This is a genomic window from Kibdelosporangium phytohabitans, assembly GCF_001302585.1.
Taxonomy (GTDB): Bacteria; Actinomycetota; Actinomycetes; order Mycobacteriales; family Pseudonocardiaceae; genus Kibdelosporangium; species Kibdelosporangium phytohabitans.
Genome location: NZ_CP012752.1, coordinates 4,946,444 through 4,964,960 on the forward strand (window position 1 = coordinate 4,946,444; position 18,517 = coordinate 4,964,960).

Consider the following 18,517-nt stretch of genomic DNA (forward strand, 5'->3'; position numbering starts at 1 on the left):
AAACACATACCGGCGCCGCCCAAGAGGCGCTCTTCAGACCCGTTCGAACCCTCGGTCCTAGCGTGGGTCGTATCCGCGAATCAGGGATTTCACAGCACTGTGGCGAGGTGAGAATCCATGCGCGACGCGGTCATCGACCGGCCGCGAGTCCCGGCCCCGACAAGAATCCCCGGCAGCGAGATCCGGACAGCGATCCTGCACGATCTCGGCACGGTGTTGTTCGACTCCTTACCGCGCAGCGACCAGCGCGGCACCGGGATGGACTACCTGCGCGGGCTGCTGGCGACCCCCGGCCGCAAGTCCATCCGCAACATGGCCAGCCTTTTCGCCAACCCGGCGACCGACCAGAGCCTGCACCACTTCATCAACTCGTCCACATGGGACTGGGACGCGGTCCGCCGCGTGCTCGCGCACTACCTCGACCACCGCACGTCGTTGCCCGCGTGGGTCGTGCGGCCGATGGTGATCCCCAAGAGCGGCCCGCACTCGGTCGGCGTCGACCGCAGGTTCTCGGTGTCCCGCGGGCACGCGGTGAACGCACAGCAGGCCGTCGGGGTCTGGGGTGCGTCACCCGAGGTGAGCGGGCCGGTGAACTGGCGGTTGCGGCTGTCGGCGGCGTGGCTGGACGACGAGGCCCGGCGCAACCAGGCCGCCATCCCCGACGACGTGCGCCGTCCCGAGACACTGGCCGAGTGCGCCGTCCACGCGAGCGTGCACACCGCGACGGACTGGGATCTGCCGATCCGCCCGGTGGTGGTGGACGTCCCCGGCGCGGACCCGATCACGGTCATCCGCGGCCTGCGGGCCGCGGGCCTGCCGATGCTGGTGCGCGTCGGCCAGGACCTCCCGTTGACTGTGTGCGATCCCGCCCTGCCCGGTCACACGGCTGCCGCGGTACCCGCGGGCCGGATCGTGGCAGCCGCCAGGGGACTGCGCCGCCCGGTGACGCTGCCGTGTTTCACCCCGACCGGTGCCGGTGATCCACCGCGCACGGTGCTGGCGGCCGTCGTCCGTGTCCGGATGCCTGCCAGCCTGCGCAAGACCGGCCGGGCGGGCCGGTACGGCGAACTGCTGCTGCTCGCCGAAGGCGGGGAAGGGCCGGGCCGTGCGGAACGGCTGTGGCTGACCGACCTGGTGACCACGCACCCCGGCACCCTGCTGCGGTTGACCGGGCTGACCCGCCGGGTGGACAAGGACTTCGCTGACATCGCCGAACCCGTGGGGATCCGCGACTTCGCCGGTCGCTCCTTCCGCGGCTGGCACAGGCACATCACGCTCGCGTCGGCCGCGCATTCCGTCGGCGCCCTCGCCGGCTGGGCCGAGCGGCACGGACGGGACGGGAAAGGAGACCAGACATGGTCGCTGTGGTGACTGGGGCAGCCGGCGGTATCGGGCTGTCGGTGGCCAGGGTGCTCGCCGAGGCCGGGCACGAGATCGCCGCCGTCGACCGCAGGCAGGCGGAACTCGCCGAGGCCGTGGCCAAACTGACCGCGGACGGACTCGCGGTGACCGGTTTCCAGGCCGACGTGACATCCAGCGAACGCGCCGAGTCCGTTGTGGACGACATCGAACGCGAACTGGGACCGGTCGATTCGCTGGTCAACGCGGCGGGCGTGCTGCGCACCGGCGACGCGCGGCACTGCGCGGACGAGGACTGGGACGCGATGTTCGCCGTGAACGCCGCCGGGGTGTTCCGGATGTGCCGTGCGGTGGTCAACCGGATGGTGCCGCGCCGCGGTGGCGTGATCGTCACGGTGGCGTCCAACGCCGCCGGGACACCGCGATCGGGAATGTCCGGCTACGCCGCGTCCAAGGCCGCCGCGGTCATGCTGACCAAGAGCCTCGGCCTGGAAGTGGCCAAGTACGGCATCCGCTGCAACGTCGTGGCTCCCGGGTCGACCGACACCGAGATGCTGCGGTCCATGTGGCGCGACGAATCCGGGCCGCGCGCCACCCTCAACGGTGACCTCGGCGCGTACCGGCTCGGTATCCCGCTCGGCAAGATCGGCCAACCGTCCGATGTGGCCGAAGCCGTGGCTTTCCTGTTGTCGGACAAAGCCGGTCACATCACGATGGCCACCCTCACCGTGGACGGCGGCGCCACTCTCGGCGTCTGAGTTCCCCAATCCGGAGAAAGGACTTCAAGTGGCGACGAGGACACCGCCGGGGATCTACCACCGCGCCGAACTCTACGACGTGATCTACCGGGGGAGGGGCAAGGACTACCAGGGCGACGCACGCGACCTGGTCAAACTCGTCAAGGAACGCAACGACACCGCGACGTCCCTGCTGGACGTGGCGTGCGGCACGGGCAAGCACCTGCGCTACTTCGCCGAGGAGTTCGACCGGGTGGCCGGCGTCGACCTGGCCGAGGACATGGTCCGGATCGCGGGCGACAGCCTGCCGGGCATCCCGGTGTACCAGGCCGACATGTCCGACTTCGACCTCGGCAGCCGGTTCGACGCGATCACGTGCATGTTCAGCTCGATCGGCTACCTGCCCGGAGTGTCCGAACTGGACTCGGCGCTGCGGTCGTTCAGCAGGCACCTCAACCCCGGCGGGATCGTCGTCATCGAGCCGTGGTGGTTCCCGGAACGCGCGATCTCCGGGCACGTGGTGAGCGACCTGGTGACCGAAGGCGACTGCACGGTCTCGCGGATATCGCACGCGGTGCTGGCGGGCAACGCCCACCGGATGGACGTGCACTACGTCGTGGCCAGGACCGGGCAGGGGATCGAGCACTTCACCGACACGCACGTGCTGGCGCTGTTCACGCGTGAGCAGTACGAGAACGCCTTCGTCATGGCCGGGCTGAGCGTGGAGTACATGACGTGGGACAAGCCCGGACCGGGCCTGTTCGTCGGATCGAAAGCACGCTGATGGAGTCCCGGCCGTTGCGCGTCGACGGCGCGTTCGCGTTCACGCCGCCGGTGTACCGGGACGATCGCGGCTTCATCCTGGCACCGTTCCAGGAAACGCCTTTCGTCGGCGAGGTCGGCTACCCGCTGTTCCCGGTCGTGCAGACGTGTTTCAGCAAATCACGCCGCGGGGTCGTGCGAGGTGTGCACTACACCGCGACCCCGCCGGGAATGGCGAAGTACGTGTACTGCGCGTACGGCACGATCCAGGACGTGGTCGTGGATCTGCGGGTCGGGTCGCCGACGTACGGCGCGTGGGACAGCGTCGTCCTCGACCAGGACAGCTTTCAAGCGGTGTATCTGCCGGTCGGCGTGGGACACGCGTTCGTGTCGCTGGCTGATGACAGCGTGATGCACTACATGTTGTCGGCCGGGTACTCCACCGACACCGAGCTGGCGATCTCGCCGCTGGACCTCGATCTGCCCCTGGTGATCGACGCCAATCCCGTTCTGTCCGAACGGGACGCGGCGGCACCGGCGTTCGCGGCGGCCGAGCGGGCCGGATTGCTGCCGCACTACGACGTGTGCCAGGAGATCGAGGCCAAATGGCGCGGGTAGCGGTGCTCGGCGGGACGGGCTGGGTCGGCAGGCAGGTGTGTGCCGCGTTCGTTCAGCGCGGCCACGAGGTCGTCGCCGCCGCCCGGCACCGGCCCGCGGACCTGCCGTACCCGTTCCACCGGCTCGACCTGGCCGACGCGACACCCGACGACATCACCGACCTGGTGGCCCGTGACCGCGTTGACATCGTTGTCAATTCGACCGACGCCGCCAACGCCAACGACGGCTTCCACGGCTCGCCCGCACATCTGGCCAGGGTCAACGTCGACGCTGTGCACACAGTGCTCGACGCGCTCGCCGGCGTGCCGTGGCGCCCCCGGTTGGTGCACCTGGGCACGATCCACGAGTACGGCCACGTCGCCGATGGCGTCGCGGTCGACGAGACCGCACACCCCCAGCCGGCGAACGCCTACACCCGCACCAAACTCGACGGATCGGTGGCGGTGCTGGACGCCGCTCGCGAAGGCAAGGTCAACGGTGTGGTCCTGCGGGTCACCCAGATCCTCGGGCCACAGCCGTCCCCGGCCACCTTCCCGGGCAAACTGCTGGCCTCGCTGCGTGCCGCCTCCGTCGGCAGCCCGGCGTCGGTGCGGATCGCGCAGGCCGTGCGTGACTTCGTCGACGTGCGGGACGTCGCCGCGGCCGTGCTCCTCGCGGCGGACAAGCCCGTGTCCGGCAAGGTGATCAACATCGGCAGCGGAGTGGTCGTGGCGATCCGCGACCTGGTCGAGCGGTTCGTGGAAGTGGCTGGTCTCCCGGCCGCGGCGGTCAGGGAGGATCCCAGCCCGGTGGCCAGTCTCGGTGGGGACTGGATGCTTGCGGACATCCGGCTGGCCGAGCGCCTGCTCGGCTGGCGCCCGCGGCGGACGCTGCGGGACTCGTTGCGCGCCATGTGGGAGGGCTGACGATGGGAACAGAGCAGCGATACGCCCGCCGCCGGGAGATCGAGGCGATGGACGTCAAGGAGTCCTGCAGTGAGATCTGGTTGCTGGACATGGCGTACGAGTTCCCCTGGGAGTGGCAGATAGCGGGCAGCGCGGCCTTCTACGCGAGCCTCGCCCCGGCGAGACTGGCCGAACTGCTCGTGCGGACCCGTGAACTGACGGAGAACACCGAGAAGCGCCTCGAGGACACCTCGATCCTGATGTGGGAGACCTTCCGCCACGGCGTGCGGGGCAAGCAGGGAAAGGCGGCGGTGCGCCAGCTGAACCGGATCCACCGCAACGCGGTCCGCCACATCAGCGACGAGCACAGGACGTGGGAGATCACGAACGAGGACTACCTCTTCGTGCTGGCGACCACCTTCCTGACCACGATCCGCGTCGCCGCGGACATCACCTGGCGGCCGTTGACCGAACAGGAAAGGACCGCCGCGTACCTGCACTTCCGGGAGATCGGGGAAGTGATGGGCCTGAAGGACATCCCCCAGACCTACGCGGAGATAGCCGAGTTCCACGACGACTACGCGGCCAGGCACATCAGGTACACGCCGGAGGCGGAGCAGCTCTACATGGCGGGCCGCGGCATGATCGTGGACGTGCTCACGATGTGGCTGCCCGAGCGGTCCCCGGCGTGGTTCACGGCCGTGACGCGCAGGATAGCGGTGGCCGCGTTGCCCGCTCTGATGCCGGAGATGCTGCGCACGGCATTCGGCATCCCGGCCCCCTCGCGTCTGCTGTCGGCAGTGGTGGGCGCGGGAATGCGGTTGCGCGGCGCGGTGGTACGACGGATGTCGCCGCGCACGGAGTCGGCCATCCCCGACCGCTTCCCCACGGAGAAGTTCCCGGATGCCGACTACACCATGGACCAGATCGGCCCGGCGCACACCGTCGGCCGCTGAGTCACCGGCCCGGGGTGCGCCCGAGGACTCGGGCGTGCCCCGGCGGATTCGCGCTACTGGGATTCGAGCACCTTGTGGGTGGTCAGGAACTGGTCCATGGCCGCGCTGCTCATGGACATGCTGTCGCCTGCGCCGACGAAACCCCAATGGGTGTAGATCGCCCGCACCTTGTCGCCGAGGGCGATCAGCGACAGCGAGGCGTTGCGGCGCTTGGCTTCGCGGATGACGTACTCCGCCGCGACGCTGCCGACGCCGGTACCGCCCCCGGCGATGTAGACGGGCGAGGCGACCAGGTCGGCGATGATGATCTCCTTGCTGGATTCCTCCATTCCCCGCACCGCCGCCATCGCCACCGGGGCCTGGTTCTTGCGGAGCACCAGCAGCGTGTTGACCCCGCCGTCGCCGGCGATCTGCCCGAGGATGCGCCGCGCGTCCTCCAGCTTCTCGTATGTCGCCGCCGTCGCCAGCGACGCCGCCCGGACCTCGTCCGCGCCTTCGTAGACCTTGCCGAAGGCGTCGAACCACGGGCTGTCGCCGTCGGGTGCCGCGGTCAGCCCGGTTTTCCTCAGCTCACGCAGACCTTCTGACATCTTGTCCCGAGCCGACTGCGCACTCGGCACGTCGGCAGCGACCGCAAGCACCTGCGTCACGTATTCGCTGACCCGGTCGAACGCGTCCTCCGAGCGCAGCACACCCAGCGCCAGCACCTTGCGGTGGCGGACCGACGCGAGATCGCTCAGCCCGGCCAGTTCGCGGTCGGCGTCGGCCAGCCACGTGGTCAGCAGCTCCCGGTCGGGTGCGACGATGACGTCATAGGTCATGCGGGTCTCCCTGAAAGTCGACTCTGGACCTCAGGGCTTCGTCGCACCAGGACACCGCGTTACAGGGCTGTGCGCCTTCGGGTCGCGTCTCGTGGGAAGTTCACTCGTACGCCGGTAGCGTCCTGCCGCCGCACGAAAGGGAGAAGGCCCACCGCGATGGGCCATCTCCGGTTCCGGCTCACTGGTGGTCTGCCACCAAGGGGTAGCGGTCGATGTCGAGGCGCTGGCCGGGCTGCACACCGAGGTCCTCCTCGGCGGTCCCGTACGACGGGTCGAAGATCGTGTCGGCGTCGATGTACACCGTGCCGAGGGAGATCCGGTCCGTGTCCGTCAGGTTCGCGCCCGCCATGTGGACGACGCGCTCGTGGTGGAACGTCATCCCGCCCGCCCGCAGCGGTGCGGTGACGCGGGGATTCCACGCCAGTTCCGGCCGGGTCGAGAAGATGTCCCAGTCGTCCGGGGTGGGCTCCGGGCCGATGTGGGAGCCGGGGATGAAGCTCATGCAGCCGCGCTCGACCGGCACGTCGGTCAGCGCGACCCACGCCGTCAGCGACGCGCCCTGCCAGCCCCTGTCCGCGCCGCTCTTCCACGGCCAGTAGGGCGCGTCGATGTGCGGCGGGGTGACGCTGGACTTGTCGTTGGGCTTGCGGACGATCTCGCTGCGGAACATGCGCAGCTTCACGCCGGTCAGCTTCTCCGCGATCGCCGTGACCCGGGGGTGCAGGGCCAGCCTGCGCAGTGCGGCGCTCTGCGGGCTCTCCACCCACTCCATCACCGTTCCGTCCACAACGGATTCGTCGACGGACTTGTCCCACGCCATCTTCTCGCCCCGGGCCAGCCAGTCCTTGGCGTCACGGAGGCACTCGGCGACCTCTTCGCCGGTGAGCACCTTCGGGATGTGCGCGAAGCCGTTCGCCCGGAACGCCGCGATGGCCTCGTCGGTCAGGTTGTCCGGCGTGGTGAGTTCGGCTGGATTCGACATCCTGTCCGCCCTTTCTCCATTGTGGACTTCGGATGCTTGCTGCCTCGATGCTATGGAGCCGCTCTTCGCCGCGGCCGAAGCCCGCGCGGTGTCTGTCATGTCGCCCGGCGGGCGGACATGACAGACCAGGGCGGGATCGCTTGGGGTTCGCCGAGGGGTGCACACAGACTCCTGGTGTCGAATCCCTAGGAGGCGTTGTGAGGTTCCTGTTCGTACCGGGCAACAGCCCTTCTCCGATCTTCTCGCAGGCGGTGCTGGCCACGGCCGCTCGCAGCGCGGGCCACCAGGTGCTGGTCGGCGGAATCGAGTGGGTGCAGCCGGACATCGCCGGTATCGGCCTGTCGCCGGTGCGGATCTCCCCGCTGACCGAACAGGACGTCGCCAACTTCATGTCCACCGCGCCGGCCGACCCGGTCCTGCAGGCCGTCGCGGTCGGCAAGATCTACGCGGAGATCGCGCTGGACAGCCAGAAAGCGCTGCTCGAGCTCGCCGGGCACTGGCGGCCGGACCTGGTCGTCGGCGGGTCGATGTTCTACACCGCGCCGCTGCTGGCCCACCAGCTCGGTATCCCGTCGGTCCGGCTGGACTGGGACCGGTGCGACTCCGCGATGTACGCGCCGGGCGCGGCCGAAGTGCTCGAACCGGCGCTGCCCGGCTTCGGCCTGACCGCCGTGCCGGAACCCGACCTCTGGGTGGACATCTGCCCGCCGAGCCTGCGCGCGGCCGACGCGCCACCGGTCCAGCTGATGCGCTGGTCGCCGGTGAACCCGCAGGTGCCGCTCGAACCGTGGATGTACAGCAAGGGCGACCGGCCACGCGTCTACATCACGGCGGGCGCACGGCTGTTCAGCGGCGACCACCTGCGCGACATGGCACGCGCCATCAGCGACCTCGGCGTCGAGGTGGTGATCGGCGCGCCTGAACGCGTCGCCAAGGACCTGCGTGCCGAACTGCCGGACGCGCGCATCGGCTGGGTGCCGCTGGATGTGCTGGCGCCGACGTGCGACGTGATCCTGCACCACGGCGGCGGCGTGACGGACATGACGGCGATCCGCTACGGCGTCCCGCAGGTGATCGTCAACTACGACATCTCGCGTGAAGCCATGCAACAACTCGCCGACTACGGCGCGGCGATCATGCTCGCGCCCGGCGAGGAGGCCCCGGAGAAGATCGCGGCGGCCTGCCGTGAGGTGCTGACCGACACGCGGTACCGCGCACGGGCGGGTGAACTCGCCGCGGAGATCGCCGCGTTGCCGTCACCCGCGGAGATCGTCGGCATGATGGAGAAGCTCGTGACCGGGGGGAAGACATGGGCGGCGTGACGAGGACCGCCGTGATCGGCGGCGGGATGGCGGGCTGCGCCGCGGCGAAGGAGCTCGTCGGCGAGGGCCACGACGTGGTCGTCTTCGAGTCCGGCGAAGGTCTCGGCGGCCGGGCGCGGTCGTGGCACCGCTCGGAGATCGAACCGAGCGTCGGCATCAACCTGATGTGCGCCAGCATCTACACCCAGATGTGGCAGCGCGTGCGTGAGTACGGCCTCGAGGACCAGCTCGTGGAGATCTCCAGCAACCTGCTGGTGGTCGACAACGGCGTACCGGCGAGCCTGCCGTCGGACTCGCCGAAGGCCGTGCTGGGCTACCGGCACGCGCCCCGCCGCGACCGGTTCGCGTTCGTGGTCAACTCGTTGAAGGAGTTCTTCCTCAACAGCAAGAAGATCGACCTGTTCGACGCGGAGAAGCTGGCCAGGTTCGACGACGGCAAGTCCGCGGTGGACTACGGCAGGAAGTTCCTGTCCGAGCGCGGGTTCGACTACATGCTGCGCGCGCAGATCGAGGGCTTCTGGAACTTCCGCTGCGAGGACATCTCGGCGGCGCACGCGAAGGCGTTGCTGGCGACCATGGGCGGCGTGCGGTTCTACGTGTTCGCCAACGGCATGCAGGTACTGGCCGAACGCGACGCGGAAGGCTCCGACATCCGCCTCGGCCACGAGGTCACGGGTGTCCAGCGGTCCGGTGACCGGGTCGAACTGACCTGGCGGGCGGGCGGGGACGTCGAGTCGGACGTGTTCGACAACGTCGTGCTGGCCACGCCCGCGCCGATCGCGGCGAAGCTCACGGCGGCACTGCCCGACCTGTGGGTGGACGCGGACACCCGTCGCTTCCTGGAATCCCAGGAGTACGAACCGGCGCTGTCGGTGTCCTACCTGGTCGACCGCGGCAACCTGCCGTCGACGACGCACCTGATGGCAGGCGGCTCGGCGGACCCGAAGATCCGCAACATGATCATCTACCCGAGGATGGCGGGCGACGAGGAGAAGTTCCTGGTCTTCGCCTACCCGGGCCGGGCGATCACCCGGAGCCTGCTCGGCAAGCCGGCGGAGCAGCAGTTCGCGACGGTGACCCCGCTGCTGAAGACGATGGTGCCGGACTTCCCGGCCGATCCCGAGCCGTTCCAGATCGCCGAACGGCCTCACGGGTTCCCGATTCCCGCCCCTGGGCGCTACCGGTGGTCGGTCCGCGTGTCGCAGCGCCAGCGTCCACCTGTGGTGTACGCGGGCGACTACTTCAGCGCGCCGACAACGGAAGCCGCGATGCTGGCCGGTCACCGCGCCGCCGCCAGCTTGTCGGGTTCCTAGAATCGCGCGACAAGGGCCTGCGGCGACTGCTGGCCCTTGTTCGGTTCTATTCCTGCGTCATGTGGCGCAGGTACGCGGTCGGGTTGTTCATGTACCGGCGCCAGTGATCCACCAAGGCGAGGTCTTCCCACGTGGTGCGCCGGAAACCGTGGTCGCCGACCTCGATGATGTCGGCGTCCGGTGTCGCGGCGAGGGTCGGGGAGTGCGTCGCGCAGATGACCCGCGCGCCCGACATGCAAGCGGTTTCCGCTCGCAGGAAGTAGCCTTTGCGCTTCTGCCGTGAGCCCCCACGCCTCGGCCAGTGTCGACTTGCCGGACCCGTTCTCGCCGACCAGCATCGTCACCGGCCGCTCGAACGTCAGGTCCTCATCGGCCAGTTGGGCGACACAGGGGACGCTGAGCGGCCACGGCCATTCTTCCCCCGGGCCATCCGGCAGCGTTCCGCCGAGAACGCGAGCACGGCGGACGAGCATCGACCGGTCCTCACTTCAAGCGGTGCTGGAGGTGCACAGTGACGCTGTCACCGGGCTGTTTGGAGATGCGGCGGCGGATCGCCGCGGTGACAGGGAGTTTGTGGGTGCCGTCACCGAGCGCCATGAAGGAGCTGGTGAACTCCTCGCCGTCGATGGTGCCGGTGACCTTCACCAGGCCGCGGGTGGCGAAGAAGTCGGCGGAGCCGTCCATGACCACGTAGGTCCAGCCGCCCTTGGCGGGGCTCTGGACGAGCGTGGCGGTGAAGGTGTGGTCAAGCGGGCCCGGTCCGGTGCTGGTCATGGTGTTCGTCCTGTCGATCGGGGTGGTTGTGGTCAGTGCAGGAGGCCGACGGCGACGGCGACAAGCAGTAGCTTGAGCAGCCAGTCCCCGGCGTGCATGGTGGCGGTGGCCGGGTGGACTTTCTCCCACATCACCGAGCCGGAGAGCAGCACGAGCGGGAAGCCGACCCACAGGATCAGCGCGAGCACGAGGCCGTGCCCGACCGAGAGGTCGCCGGACCGGTCGGCAACCCACGCGAACACCGCGGCCACGACGGCGGTTCGCGCCAGCTCGGTCAGCACCTTCCACGGTGCGGGACGGCCACGGTCGAGCGCGGCTTCGCCGACGGTTCGTCGTTCCAGCGGTGTCACCAGCGCGTAGTAGACGGAACTGGCGACGAACGCCGCGAGTGCGGCAACCGCGATGCCCAGAGCGATCATTGCGACCCCCAATTTAGTACGTTGGAGTACAGTATTGACTCGCTGTTTAGTACTGTCAAGTACTAACATGGGGGCATGTCGACCGGAGCCACCGTTCCCCGCCGCGGCCGCCCCCGCGGCAGCGACGACGGCGAACTGCTGACCATCGCCCGGAACGCGTTCATCACCCACGGCTTCCGAGGCACCACCATGGACGCGGTGGCAGCCGAGGCACGCGTGTCGAAGCAGTCGCTCTACCGCGCGTACTCATCGAAGGACGCGCTCTACGCGGCAGTGGTACGCGATTGGGTAGAACGCGGACAAGGCGCGATGCGGCCCCACGCGACCGCGCTCGGCGAAACCGACGACATAGAAGCCGGGCTGCTCCGGTTCGCCGGAATCCTGCAAGGGGGACTGCTGAGTCCGCCCGTACTGCAGATGCGCACGCTGGTCGCCGCCGAGGCGTTGCGGTTCCCCGAGGTCGCGGCCGACTACGTGACCCGCAGCTGGAGCCACAACCTGCGAACCCTGGCCACCACACTCGACACCCTCGCCCAGCGCGGCCTGCTCCGCATCGACGACGCGGACCTGGCGGCCGAGCAGCTCACCTGGCTCATCGTCGCCGCCCCGCTCAACCGGCTCACACTGCAAGCAGGTGCCCAGCCGTACACCGAGGACGAACTACGCGCGGTGGCCGCCGAAGGTGTCGCCACCTTCCTCAGCCGGTACGGCCCGTGACCAAGGGACTGCTCTCCAACCACTGCGCGAAGTGTTCGGGGTCCTGTGCCGCGAGTTGACAGGCCATGGTCGTCGTCCGACGCTCGCGGATATCTCGCAGCACCGGGAATCCGTTCGTTGCCGCATCCACACGCGACCGCCCTCGGGGTTGCCGAATGTCGCAGTCCAGATCGCGCCGAATGTGGGGCTCACCGGTTCGGTGTACCTGCTGGCCTTCGACAACCCCGGTGAGCCGGGCCGCGCGTTCACCGAATCCGTTCCCGGGCTTCTGGAAAGTCAGGATCCTGGGCAGATCCTCGAGGTCGGTGACGTCGCCCGGCACGCGTCGAGCCCCCAGGGGATTCGCTAGCCCGGCTGAGTCGGTGCAGGCGAATGCCTCGCCGGGAGCTGGGGGTCTCCCGGCGAGGCATTCCTGTTCGTCGGACAGGCAGGTTACTTGGGGGTGACGGCCTGCTGGTCCGACTCGGCGGAACTCGGGTCGTCCGAGGACTCCGCCGATTCGCTCTCCGTACCTACTGGGGGAAGGTGCCGGAGGAGGGTTGCCGATACGACTGCCAGTGCCACCAGGAGCACCGCGCCGACGAGGCCCGCGATGTTCAGGCCGCTGGTGAACGCTTCCCGTGCCGGTTCCAGCAGTGCCGCTGCCTGGTCCGGTGGGAGGTCCTTGGCCGCGGCCACCGCGCCGTTGAGGCTTTCCTGGCCCGCCGCCGCTGCTTCCTGCGGGAGGCCGGGTGGCGTCGTTTCCGTTATCTCCGAACGGTAGATCGCCGTCGCGACCGTTCCCATCACCGCGACGCCGAGGCCGACGCCCAGTTCACCGCTCGTCTCCGACAGTGCCGCCGCTGCTCCTGCTTTCTCCGCCGGCGCTGTCCCGATCACCATATCCGTTGTCAGCACGCCCATCGGGCTCAGGCCGGTGATGGTCACCACACCCGCCACCATCAGCAGCCCGATCCCCGACACCGCGTCCACCTGGGTGATCAGCAGGAAACCGGCCACCGAGATCACCGCTCCGCCCGCGATCACGAAGGCGGGCCTGATCTTGCGTGCCAGCAGCGGCGCGATCAGCGAACCGGCCACCGCCGCCAGCGCGATCGGGATCATCCACAGACCCGCTGTCATGGGCGACAGGCCCAGCACCGACTGCAGGAACTGCGGGTACAGGAAGTTCACGCCGTTGATCGCCGTGATTCCCAGCAGCAGCAACGCGAGCGCGGCGGAGAACGCGCGGGTCTTGAACAACCGCAGGTCGATCATCGGGTTGTCCAGGCGCTTCTGCCTGCGGGTGAAGACCGCGCCGAACACGATACCGGCCACGAGCGCGATGTACGGCAACCATCCACTGTGGCCCGCCGCGATCTCCTTCAGACCGTAGATCACCGGCAGGATCGTCGCCAGCGACAGCACGACGCTGAGCAGGTCCAGCTTCCCGGCGTCCGGGTCGCGGTACTCCGGCAGCAGCATCGGCGCCACGATCACCAGCAGCGCCATCACCGGCACCGCGATCAGGAACACCGAACCCCACCAGAAGTTCTCCAGCAGCGCGCCACCGACGATCGGGCCGATCGAGATACCGGCCGAGAACGTCGTCATCCAGATACCGATCGCGAACCCCCGCTGCTTGGGATCCTTGAACATGTTGCTGATCAACGCGAGCGTCGACGGCATCAGCGTCGCACCGGCGACACCGAGCGCAGCGCGGGCGATGATCAGCATCACCGGCGACGTCGAGTACGCCGCGAGCGCCGACGCCAGCGCGAACGCGATCGCACCGATGATCAGCAGCTTCCGCCTGCCGATCCGGTCACCGATGGTGCCCATCGTGACCAGGAAACCCGCGATCAGGAAGCCGTAGATGTCCAGGATCCACAGCAGCTCGGTGCTGGTCGGCTGCAGGTCGGTGCCCAGGTGCGGCGCGGCCAGGAACAGCACGCTGACGTCGAGCGCCAGCACGAGCAGGGGCAGCGTGAGCACGGCGAGGCCGAGCCACTCCCGTGGACCGGCACGCAGGCCGGGTTGCGCGGCCTCGTTGGTGGACATGGCTTTTCCTTTCGGTAGGGGCCTTCAACGGCCGAACGGGTGCTTGGCACGGTGGTCGCGCAACGCCCGTGCCCACCAGCCGAGCCGGCCGAGCAACAGGTCCGCGGCCGCGTCGAAGGTCTCGCTGTCCCGTGGTTTGCCGTCGGTGCCGAACTGGTCGGTGTGGTTGTGGAAGCTGACGGTCTCGCGCACGGTCACCGCGTCCAGTTCGGCGAAGACCAGCCGCAGCTGTTCCACCGCGCGCAGACCGCCCGCGACGCCGCCGTACGACACGAAACCGACCGGTTTGGCCCGCCACTCCTCGCGGAACCAGTCGATCGCGGTCTTCAGCGACCCGGGGAAGCTGTGGTTGTACTCGGGGGTCACGATCACGAACGCGTCCGCCGCGGCCAGCCAGGGCGCGAGCGTGCGCACCGGCTGCGGCCGGTCGCCGTCCGGGTCGACGGCGTTGTAGCTCAGCACGTCCGGCAGCCACGCCTCCGCCAGGTCGATCAGGTCGAGGTCGATGTCGTCGCGCCTGCCCGCACGGCCGGCGAACCACCGCGCCACGGTCGGCCCGAACCGGCCGTCACGGATGCTGCCGATGATCACGCCGAGCCGGATCCGGTCGTCCCGGGTGTCCGGCGGCGCCGCTGTGGTCACCGGTTCGTTGATCACGGGCCCCACAGTGCCCGTGCCGGGTTCTGGTTCGGTTGCGGTCGGGTTGTGGTGCCCGTTTCGTCTCCTTCGGGTGGGTTACCTTGATCCCATGCGTTTCGGGGTGCTCGGTCCGTTGGAGGTCTGGACCGCTGACGGCAGGCCGGTACGGGTGCCCGAGCTGAAGGTGCGCGCCCTGCTGGCGGCGCTGCTGGCCGGCGACGGCCGTCCGGTGCCCGCGGATCGCCTGGTCGAGGACCTCTGGGGCGCCGACCCGCCCGGCAAGCCGGGTGGCGTGCTGCGCAGCAAGGTCTCCCAGCTGCGCCGTGCTCTCGCCGAGGCCGAACCGGACGCGCGGACGCTTGTCGTGCACCGGGCGCCCGGCTACCTGCTGAGGCTCGGCGGAGACGGCGCGGAAACCGACGCCCAGCAGTTCACCGAGCTGGTCACGCGTGCCAGGGCGCAGCCGGACCCACGCGCCCAGTCCGCGGTGCTGGCGGAGGCGCTGGCGTTGTGGCGTGGCGCCGCGTACGCCGACTTCGCCGACGAGCAGTTCGCCCGGCCCGCTGTCGCCCGGCTGACCGAGCTGCGGCTGACCGCGCTGGAGGAGCAGGCGCAGGCCCGGCTGGCGTTGGGGGAGCACAGCCTGCTGGCCGGGGAACTGGCCGACTTGATCGAGGAGCACCCGCTGCGCGAACGGCTGCGTGCGGTGCACATGCGTGCCCTGTACGGCGCTGGGCGCGCCGGGGAGGCGTTGGCGAGCTTCGCCGACGTCCGCGCCCGGCTGGCCGACGAGCTCGGGATGGACCCCAGCCAGCAGCTGACCGACCTGCACCAGGCGATCCTCCGGCAGGACCCGCACCTGGCCGCGCCGTCGGCGCCGGTCACGTCGGCGGCCCGGCCGAGCGGCAACCTGCCCGCCGCGCTGTCGGAGCTGATCGGCCGGGAGCACGCGGTGGCCGAGGTGGGTCACCTGGTCGAGACGGCGCGGATGGTCACGCTCACCGGCCCCGGCGGTGTCGGCAAGACCCGGCTGGCCGTCCGGACCGGCGGCGAGTTGACGAAGTCGTTCCCGGATGGAGTGTGGCTGGCCGAATTGGACGCCGTCGCGGGCCCGGCCGAGGTGATCGCCACGGCGCTGGGCGTCCGTGACGGCGCCGGGACCGAGCCGTTGGTCGAACGGCTGGCGGGCGCGTTGCGCCACAAACAGGCGTTGCTGGTGCTCGACAACTGCGAGCAGGTCGTCGAAGAGGTCGCCGTTCTGGCTGAGACGCTGCTGAAGGCGGGACCGGATCTGCGGATCCTGGCCACCAGCAGGCAGCCGCTCGGTGTGGACGGTGAACGGCTGTGGGTGGTGCCGCCGCTCGATCAGGACCGCGCGGCCGAGTTGTTCGTGGCGAGGGCCGCCGCGACGGCGCCGGGTTTCGTTCTCGGTGAGGACAACGCGGAGGCGGTCGCGGCGATCTGTGCGCGGCTCGACGGTATCCCGCTGGCGCTGGAGCTGGCCGCGACCAGGGTGCGGTCGTTGGGTGTACGGCAGCTGGCCGACCGGCTCGGTGACCGTTTCCAGGTGTTGGCGGCGGGGCGTCGTGGTGCTCCGCAGCGGCAGCAGACGCTGCGGGGGATGATCGACTGGAGCTGGGAGCTGCTCGCCGACGACGAGCGGGAGTTGTTGCGCCGCCTCGCGGTTTTCTCCGGTGGGTGCACGCTCGCGGCGGCTGAGACCGTGTGCGCGGGCGACGACGTCCTTGACCTGCTGGCCCGGCTGGTCGACCGCTCGCTGGTGGTGACCGACGGCCGGGACAGCGCGGACGGGCCGCGCTACCGGCTGCTGGAATCGGTGGCCGCGTACGCGATGGAGCGGCTGGAGGAATCCGGCGAGGTCGACCGCGTGCAGCGGGCCCACTTCGAGTACTTCACCGCGTTCGCCGAACAAGCGCAGCCGCATCTGCTCGGGCACGGCCAACGGCAATGGTTGCGCCTGCTGGACGCCGAGATCGGCAACCTGCACGGGGCACTGGACGGTGCTGTGCGGCAGAAGAACGCGGCAGTCGCGTTGCGGCTGGCCAACGCCACCGCGTGGTACCGCTACCTGCGCGGCCGGTGGGGCGCGGCCCGGCGGGCGCTGGACCTGGCGCTCGGAATCGACGGTCCCGCACCGGACTCGGACCGGGCGACGGCCGAGGTGTGGCGGGCAGGCGCCGGGATCATGGCACGTGACGACATCGGTCCGTTCGCGGAAGCCGATGTCCTGCGACGGATCGGCGACCCGGTACGGCGGGCGCGGGCGGAGTGGTACCTCGAGTTCGCCCGGATCGGGTTCGGCGACCCCGAATCGGGCGACCAGGCCGTGCACCGGATCCTCGCGGTGTTCCGCGGCCACGCCGACCGGTGGGGTACCGCGGCGACCCTGACCACGCGTGCGTGGAACGCCTTGGCCCGCAGCGATCTCGCCAAGGCGGCCGACGACGCCGGGCGGGCCGTGGCGCTGTTCGGCGAACTGGGCGACAGCTGGGGCCGGATGCAGGCGATGGACGTGCTCGGCGAGGTCGCGCAGATCACCGGCGACTACCCGCGGGCCGCTCGGCTGCACCGCGACGGGCTGCGGGTCGCCGAGGACCTGGGGCTGTGGCGTGACGTGTCGTACAAGCTCGCCCAGCTCGGCCGGATCGCGTTGCTGTCCGGTGACTACCCCCGCGCCGAGGAGTTCCACGAACGCGCCCGGCGGCTGGCCGCCGAGCAGTCCGACCGGTTCGGCGAGCAGTTCGCCGAGATCGGGCTGGCGCTGGCGGCCCGCAGGCAGGGCCGGATGGACGAAGCCGAGGCACACCTCGACGGGTGGCTGGACTGGTACCGCGAGATCGGCTGGGCGCCGGGAGTCGCGCTCGTGTACGCCGAACGCGGATTCATCGCCGAGTCGCGCGGTGACGCGAAAACCGCGCTCGACCTGCACCGGGCGGGGTTCGCCGCGGCGAAGGGCACCAGCGACCCGAGGGCCGTCGCGCTCGCGGTCGAGGGTATCGCGGGAGCGCTGTCGCTGGCCGGTGACGCGACCGTCGCGGCACGCCTGCTCGGCGCGGCGGGCTCGGCACGGCAGGCAGCCGGAGCGCCACTGCCGTCGGCCGAACGCGGCGACATCGACCGGATCACCGAACGGACCCGCGAGCTGCTCGGCGAACCCGGGTTCACCACCGAATACGAGCGCGGTTCGGCACTCTCCGCAGCCGGGCTTGCCGCCGAATTGATGTCCACTATGGACGAAAATGGTTCGAAAACCACTGGATGACCACTGGTGTGGCCGATAAGTGCGGACATGACAAACCCGTGTTCACACAGTTGCGCACCGTAACGTCCGATCACATGCTGAGTGGCGGCCGACAAGGCTTGTCGCTCAAGCACGCTCCTCTCGATCGGAGGGATCCGGGCATGGTGGACTCATCCACAGTGGACACAAAGCGACCGGAGCGGCGAGGGGGACCGGCGCCGTTATGGCGCACTCCCTGGCTGATCGCGCTGGTGGTGCTGGTGATCGCGTTCATGGTCTACGCGCTGCCGCCCTACCTCACCCTCGACCCCAACCAGGCCGCGGTGACGCTGCACCCCGATTACCCGCCGCACTACCCGTTCCTGGTGGTGCACATCTTCACCGGGACCGTCACGTTCCTGACCGCATGCCTGCAGCTGTGGCCGTGGCTGCGCCGCAAGCACCCCGCTGTGCACCGAGTCAGCGGCCGGCTTTACGTGTTCCTCGGCGTGCTGCCCAGCGCGTTGCTCGCCATCGCCATCGTGCCGTGGGCGTTCGACGGTCAACCCGCGGGCGCGATCGGCAACACCCTGTCCGGCGCTCTGTGGCTGGGCACGACGTTCGCCGGGTTCGCCGCGGCCCGACGCCGCAGGTTCGCCGAACACCGCCGGTGGATGATCTACAGCTTCGCGCTGGCGCTGCACATCGTGTGGGGCCGGGTCTTCGGGCTGATGGCCGAGCACTTCCCGTGGTTCGCGGTGGACGGCCAGATCATCAAGGAGTGGTCGGGCTGGTTCGGTGTGGCGTTCAACCTGGCCGTCGCGTGGTGGTTGCTCAACCGCAAACGCGTCCGCGCGCGTAGCAAGGTCGTGTCAGCCGCATAACAGGTTCCTGGCATATCCACCAAGCCGCCATGGCTGCGACAGTCGAAGG

General features: G+C 69.6%; 19 protein-coding genes and 1 pseudogene. 12 read left to right on the forward strand and 8 right to left on the reverse strand.

Translation table 11 applies throughout. From position 1 onward, the window contains the following. Positions 1-117: 117 nt before the first annotated feature. Genes AOZ06_RS22525 through AOZ06_RS22550 form a run of 6 tightly spaced genes read left to right on the forward strand, consistent with a single transcriptional unit; the run spans position 118 to position 5,316 of the window. A complete protein-coding gene (locus AOZ06_RS22525) occupies positions 118-1,371 on the forward strand; it encodes an IS701 family transposase (protein WP_083471848.1) in 1,254 nt (417 codons plus the stop codon). Continuing rightward, positions 1,356-2,117 carry a 2,3-dihydro-2,3-dihydroxybenzoate dehydrogenase gene (locus AOZ06_RS22530; protein WP_054291218.1) on the forward strand — a complete coding sequence of 254 codons (762 nt, stop codon included), beginning with the start codon at positions 1,356-1,358 and terminating at the stop codon, positions 2,115-2,117. Before AOZ06_RS22525 ends, AOZ06_RS22530 begins: the two co-directional genes overlap by 16 nt. A gap of 28 nt (positions 2,118-2,145) precedes the next feature. Then, positions 2,146-2,880 carry a class I SAM-dependent methyltransferase gene (locus AOZ06_RS22535; protein WP_236952342.1) on the forward strand — a complete coding sequence of 245 codons (735 nt, stop codon included), beginning with the start codon at positions 2,146-2,148 and terminating at the stop codon, positions 2,878-2,880. Continuing rightward, on the forward strand, positions 2,880-3,476 hold the full coding sequence (locus AOZ06_RS22540; protein WP_054291219.1) for a dTDP-4-dehydrorhamnose 3,5-epimerase family protein: 597 nt from the start codon (positions 2,880-2,882) through the stop codon (positions 3,474-3,476). The genes AOZ06_RS22535 and AOZ06_RS22540 overlap by 1 nt, the downstream gene beginning before the upstream one ends. Then, positions 3,464-4,381, forward strand: coding sequence for an NAD-dependent epimerase/dehydratase family protein (locus AOZ06_RS22545; RefSeq protein WP_054291220.1), 918 nt, complete (start codon positions 3,464-3,466; stop codon positions 4,379-4,381). The genes AOZ06_RS22540 and AOZ06_RS22545 overlap by 13 nt, the downstream gene beginning before the upstream one ends. 2 nt (positions 4,382-4,383) lie before the next feature. After that, positions 4,384-5,316, forward strand: coding sequence for an oxygenase MpaB family protein (locus AOZ06_RS22550; RefSeq protein WP_054291221.1), 933 nt, complete (start codon positions 4,384-4,386; stop codon positions 5,314-5,316). 53 nt (positions 5,317-5,369) lie between these two features. On the opposite strand, the gene AOZ06_RS22555 is transcribed toward AOZ06_RS22550, so the two are convergent. Together AOZ06_RS22555 and AOZ06_RS22560 are read right to left on the reverse strand one after the other, a co-directional pair. After that, positions 5,370-6,137: a GNAT family N-acetyltransferase gene (locus AOZ06_RS22555; RefSeq protein ID WP_054291222.1), complete on the reverse strand. Its 768-nt coding sequence runs from the start codon at positions 6,135-6,137 to the stop codon at positions 5,370-5,372. A 178-nt stretch (positions 6,138-6,315) separates the two neighbouring features. Next, the gene (locus tag AOZ06_RS22560) at positions 6,316-7,119 is read right to left on the reverse strand and encodes a phytanoyl-CoA dioxygenase family protein (protein WP_054291223.1); all 804 of its coding nucleotides are present in this window, start codon (positions 7,117-7,119) and stop codon (positions 6,316-6,318) included. 197 nt (positions 7,120-7,316) lie between these two features. On the opposite strand from AOZ06_RS22560, the gene AOZ06_RS22565 reads away from it, so the two are divergent. Then, positions 7,317-8,441 carry a nucleotide disphospho-sugar-binding domain-containing protein gene (locus AOZ06_RS22565; protein ID WP_054291224.1) on the forward strand — a complete coding sequence of 375 codons (1,125 nt, stop codon included), beginning with the start codon at positions 7,317-7,319 and terminating at the stop codon, positions 8,439-8,441. Then, on the forward strand, positions 8,429-9,754 hold the full coding sequence (locus tag AOZ06_RS22570; RefSeq protein WP_054291225.1) for an FAD-dependent oxidoreductase: 1,326 nt from the start codon (positions 8,429-8,431) through the stop codon (positions 9,752-9,754). The genes AOZ06_RS22565 and AOZ06_RS22570 overlap by 13 nt, the downstream gene beginning before the upstream one ends. 46 nt (positions 9,755-9,800) lie before the next feature. Here AOZ06_RS22570 and AOZ06_RS60135 read toward each other — a convergent pair whose 3' ends face one another. The 4 genes and pseudogenes from AOZ06_RS60135 to AOZ06_RS22585 form a co-directional block, all read right to left on the reverse strand. After that, positions 9,801-9,989, reverse strand: a complete 189-nt coding sequence (locus AOZ06_RS60135; protein WP_054291226.1) for a hypothetical protein — start codon at positions 9,987-9,989, stop codon at positions 9,801-9,803. A gap of 67 nt (positions 9,990-10,056) precedes the next feature. Further along, positions 10,057-10,227: pseudogene (locus AOZ06_RS61685) on the reverse strand (AAA family ATPase); the annotation flags it as partial. Positions 10,228-10,237: 10 nt separating this feature from the next. Continuing rightward, the gene (locus AOZ06_RS22580; protein ID WP_054291227.1) at positions 10,238-10,528 is read right to left on the reverse strand and encodes a DUF1905 domain-containing protein; all 291 of its coding nucleotides are present in this window, start codon (positions 10,526-10,528) and stop codon (positions 10,238-10,240) included. A 32-nt stretch (positions 10,529-10,560) separates the two neighbouring features. Beyond that, a complete protein-coding gene (locus tag AOZ06_RS22585; protein WP_054291228.1) occupies positions 10,561-10,947 on the reverse strand; it encodes a DUF1761 domain-containing protein in 387 nt (128 codons plus the stop codon). Positions 10,948-11,022: 75 nt separating this feature from the next. Between AOZ06_RS22585 and AOZ06_RS22590 the strand changes: the two genes are divergently transcribed. Both AOZ06_RS22590 and AOZ06_RS56530 read left to right on the forward strand, forming a co-directional pair. After that, positions 11,023-11,664, forward strand: coding sequence for a TetR/AcrR family transcriptional regulator (locus tag AOZ06_RS22590; protein WP_054291229.1), 642 nt, complete (start codon positions 11,023-11,025; stop codon positions 11,662-11,664). Positions 11,665-11,695: 31 nt separating this feature from the next. Next, positions 11,696-12,013: a hypothetical protein gene (locus tag AOZ06_RS56530; RefSeq protein ID WP_157233166.1), complete on the forward strand. Its 318-nt coding sequence runs from the start codon at positions 11,696-11,698 to the stop codon at positions 12,011-12,013. An 83-nt stretch (positions 12,014-12,096) separates the two neighbouring features. On the opposite strand, the gene AOZ06_RS22595 is transcribed toward AOZ06_RS56530, so the two are convergent. Both AOZ06_RS22595 and AOZ06_RS22600 read right to left on the reverse strand, forming a co-directional pair. Further along, positions 12,097-13,704, reverse strand: a complete 1,608-nt coding sequence (locus AOZ06_RS22595) for an MFS transporter (RefSeq protein WP_054291230.1) — start codon at positions 13,702-13,704, stop codon at positions 12,097-12,099. Positions 13,705-13,728: 24 nt separating this feature from the next. Next, complete coding sequence (locus AOZ06_RS22600) at positions 13,729-14,361, reverse strand: NADPH-dependent FMN reductase (protein ID WP_169798963.1); 633 nt, start codon at positions 14,359-14,361, stop codon at positions 13,729-13,731. Positions 14,362-14,452: 91 nt separating this feature from the next. On the opposite strand from AOZ06_RS22600, the gene AOZ06_RS22605 reads away from it, so the two are divergent. Together AOZ06_RS22605 and AOZ06_RS22610 are read left to right on the forward strand one after the other, a co-directional pair. Continuing rightward, complete coding sequence (locus AOZ06_RS22605) at positions 14,453-17,626, forward strand: AfsR/SARP family transcriptional regulator (RefSeq protein ID WP_063810094.1); 3,174 nt, start codon at positions 14,453-14,455, stop codon at positions 17,624-17,626. A 140-nt stretch (positions 17,627-17,766) separates the two neighbouring features. After that, the gene (locus AOZ06_RS22610; protein ID WP_157233167.1) at positions 17,767-18,468 is read left to right on the forward strand and encodes a DUF2306 domain-containing protein; all 702 of its coding nucleotides are present in this window, start codon (positions 17,767-17,769) and stop codon (positions 18,466-18,468) included. Positions 18,469-18,517 lie beyond the last annotated feature (49 nt).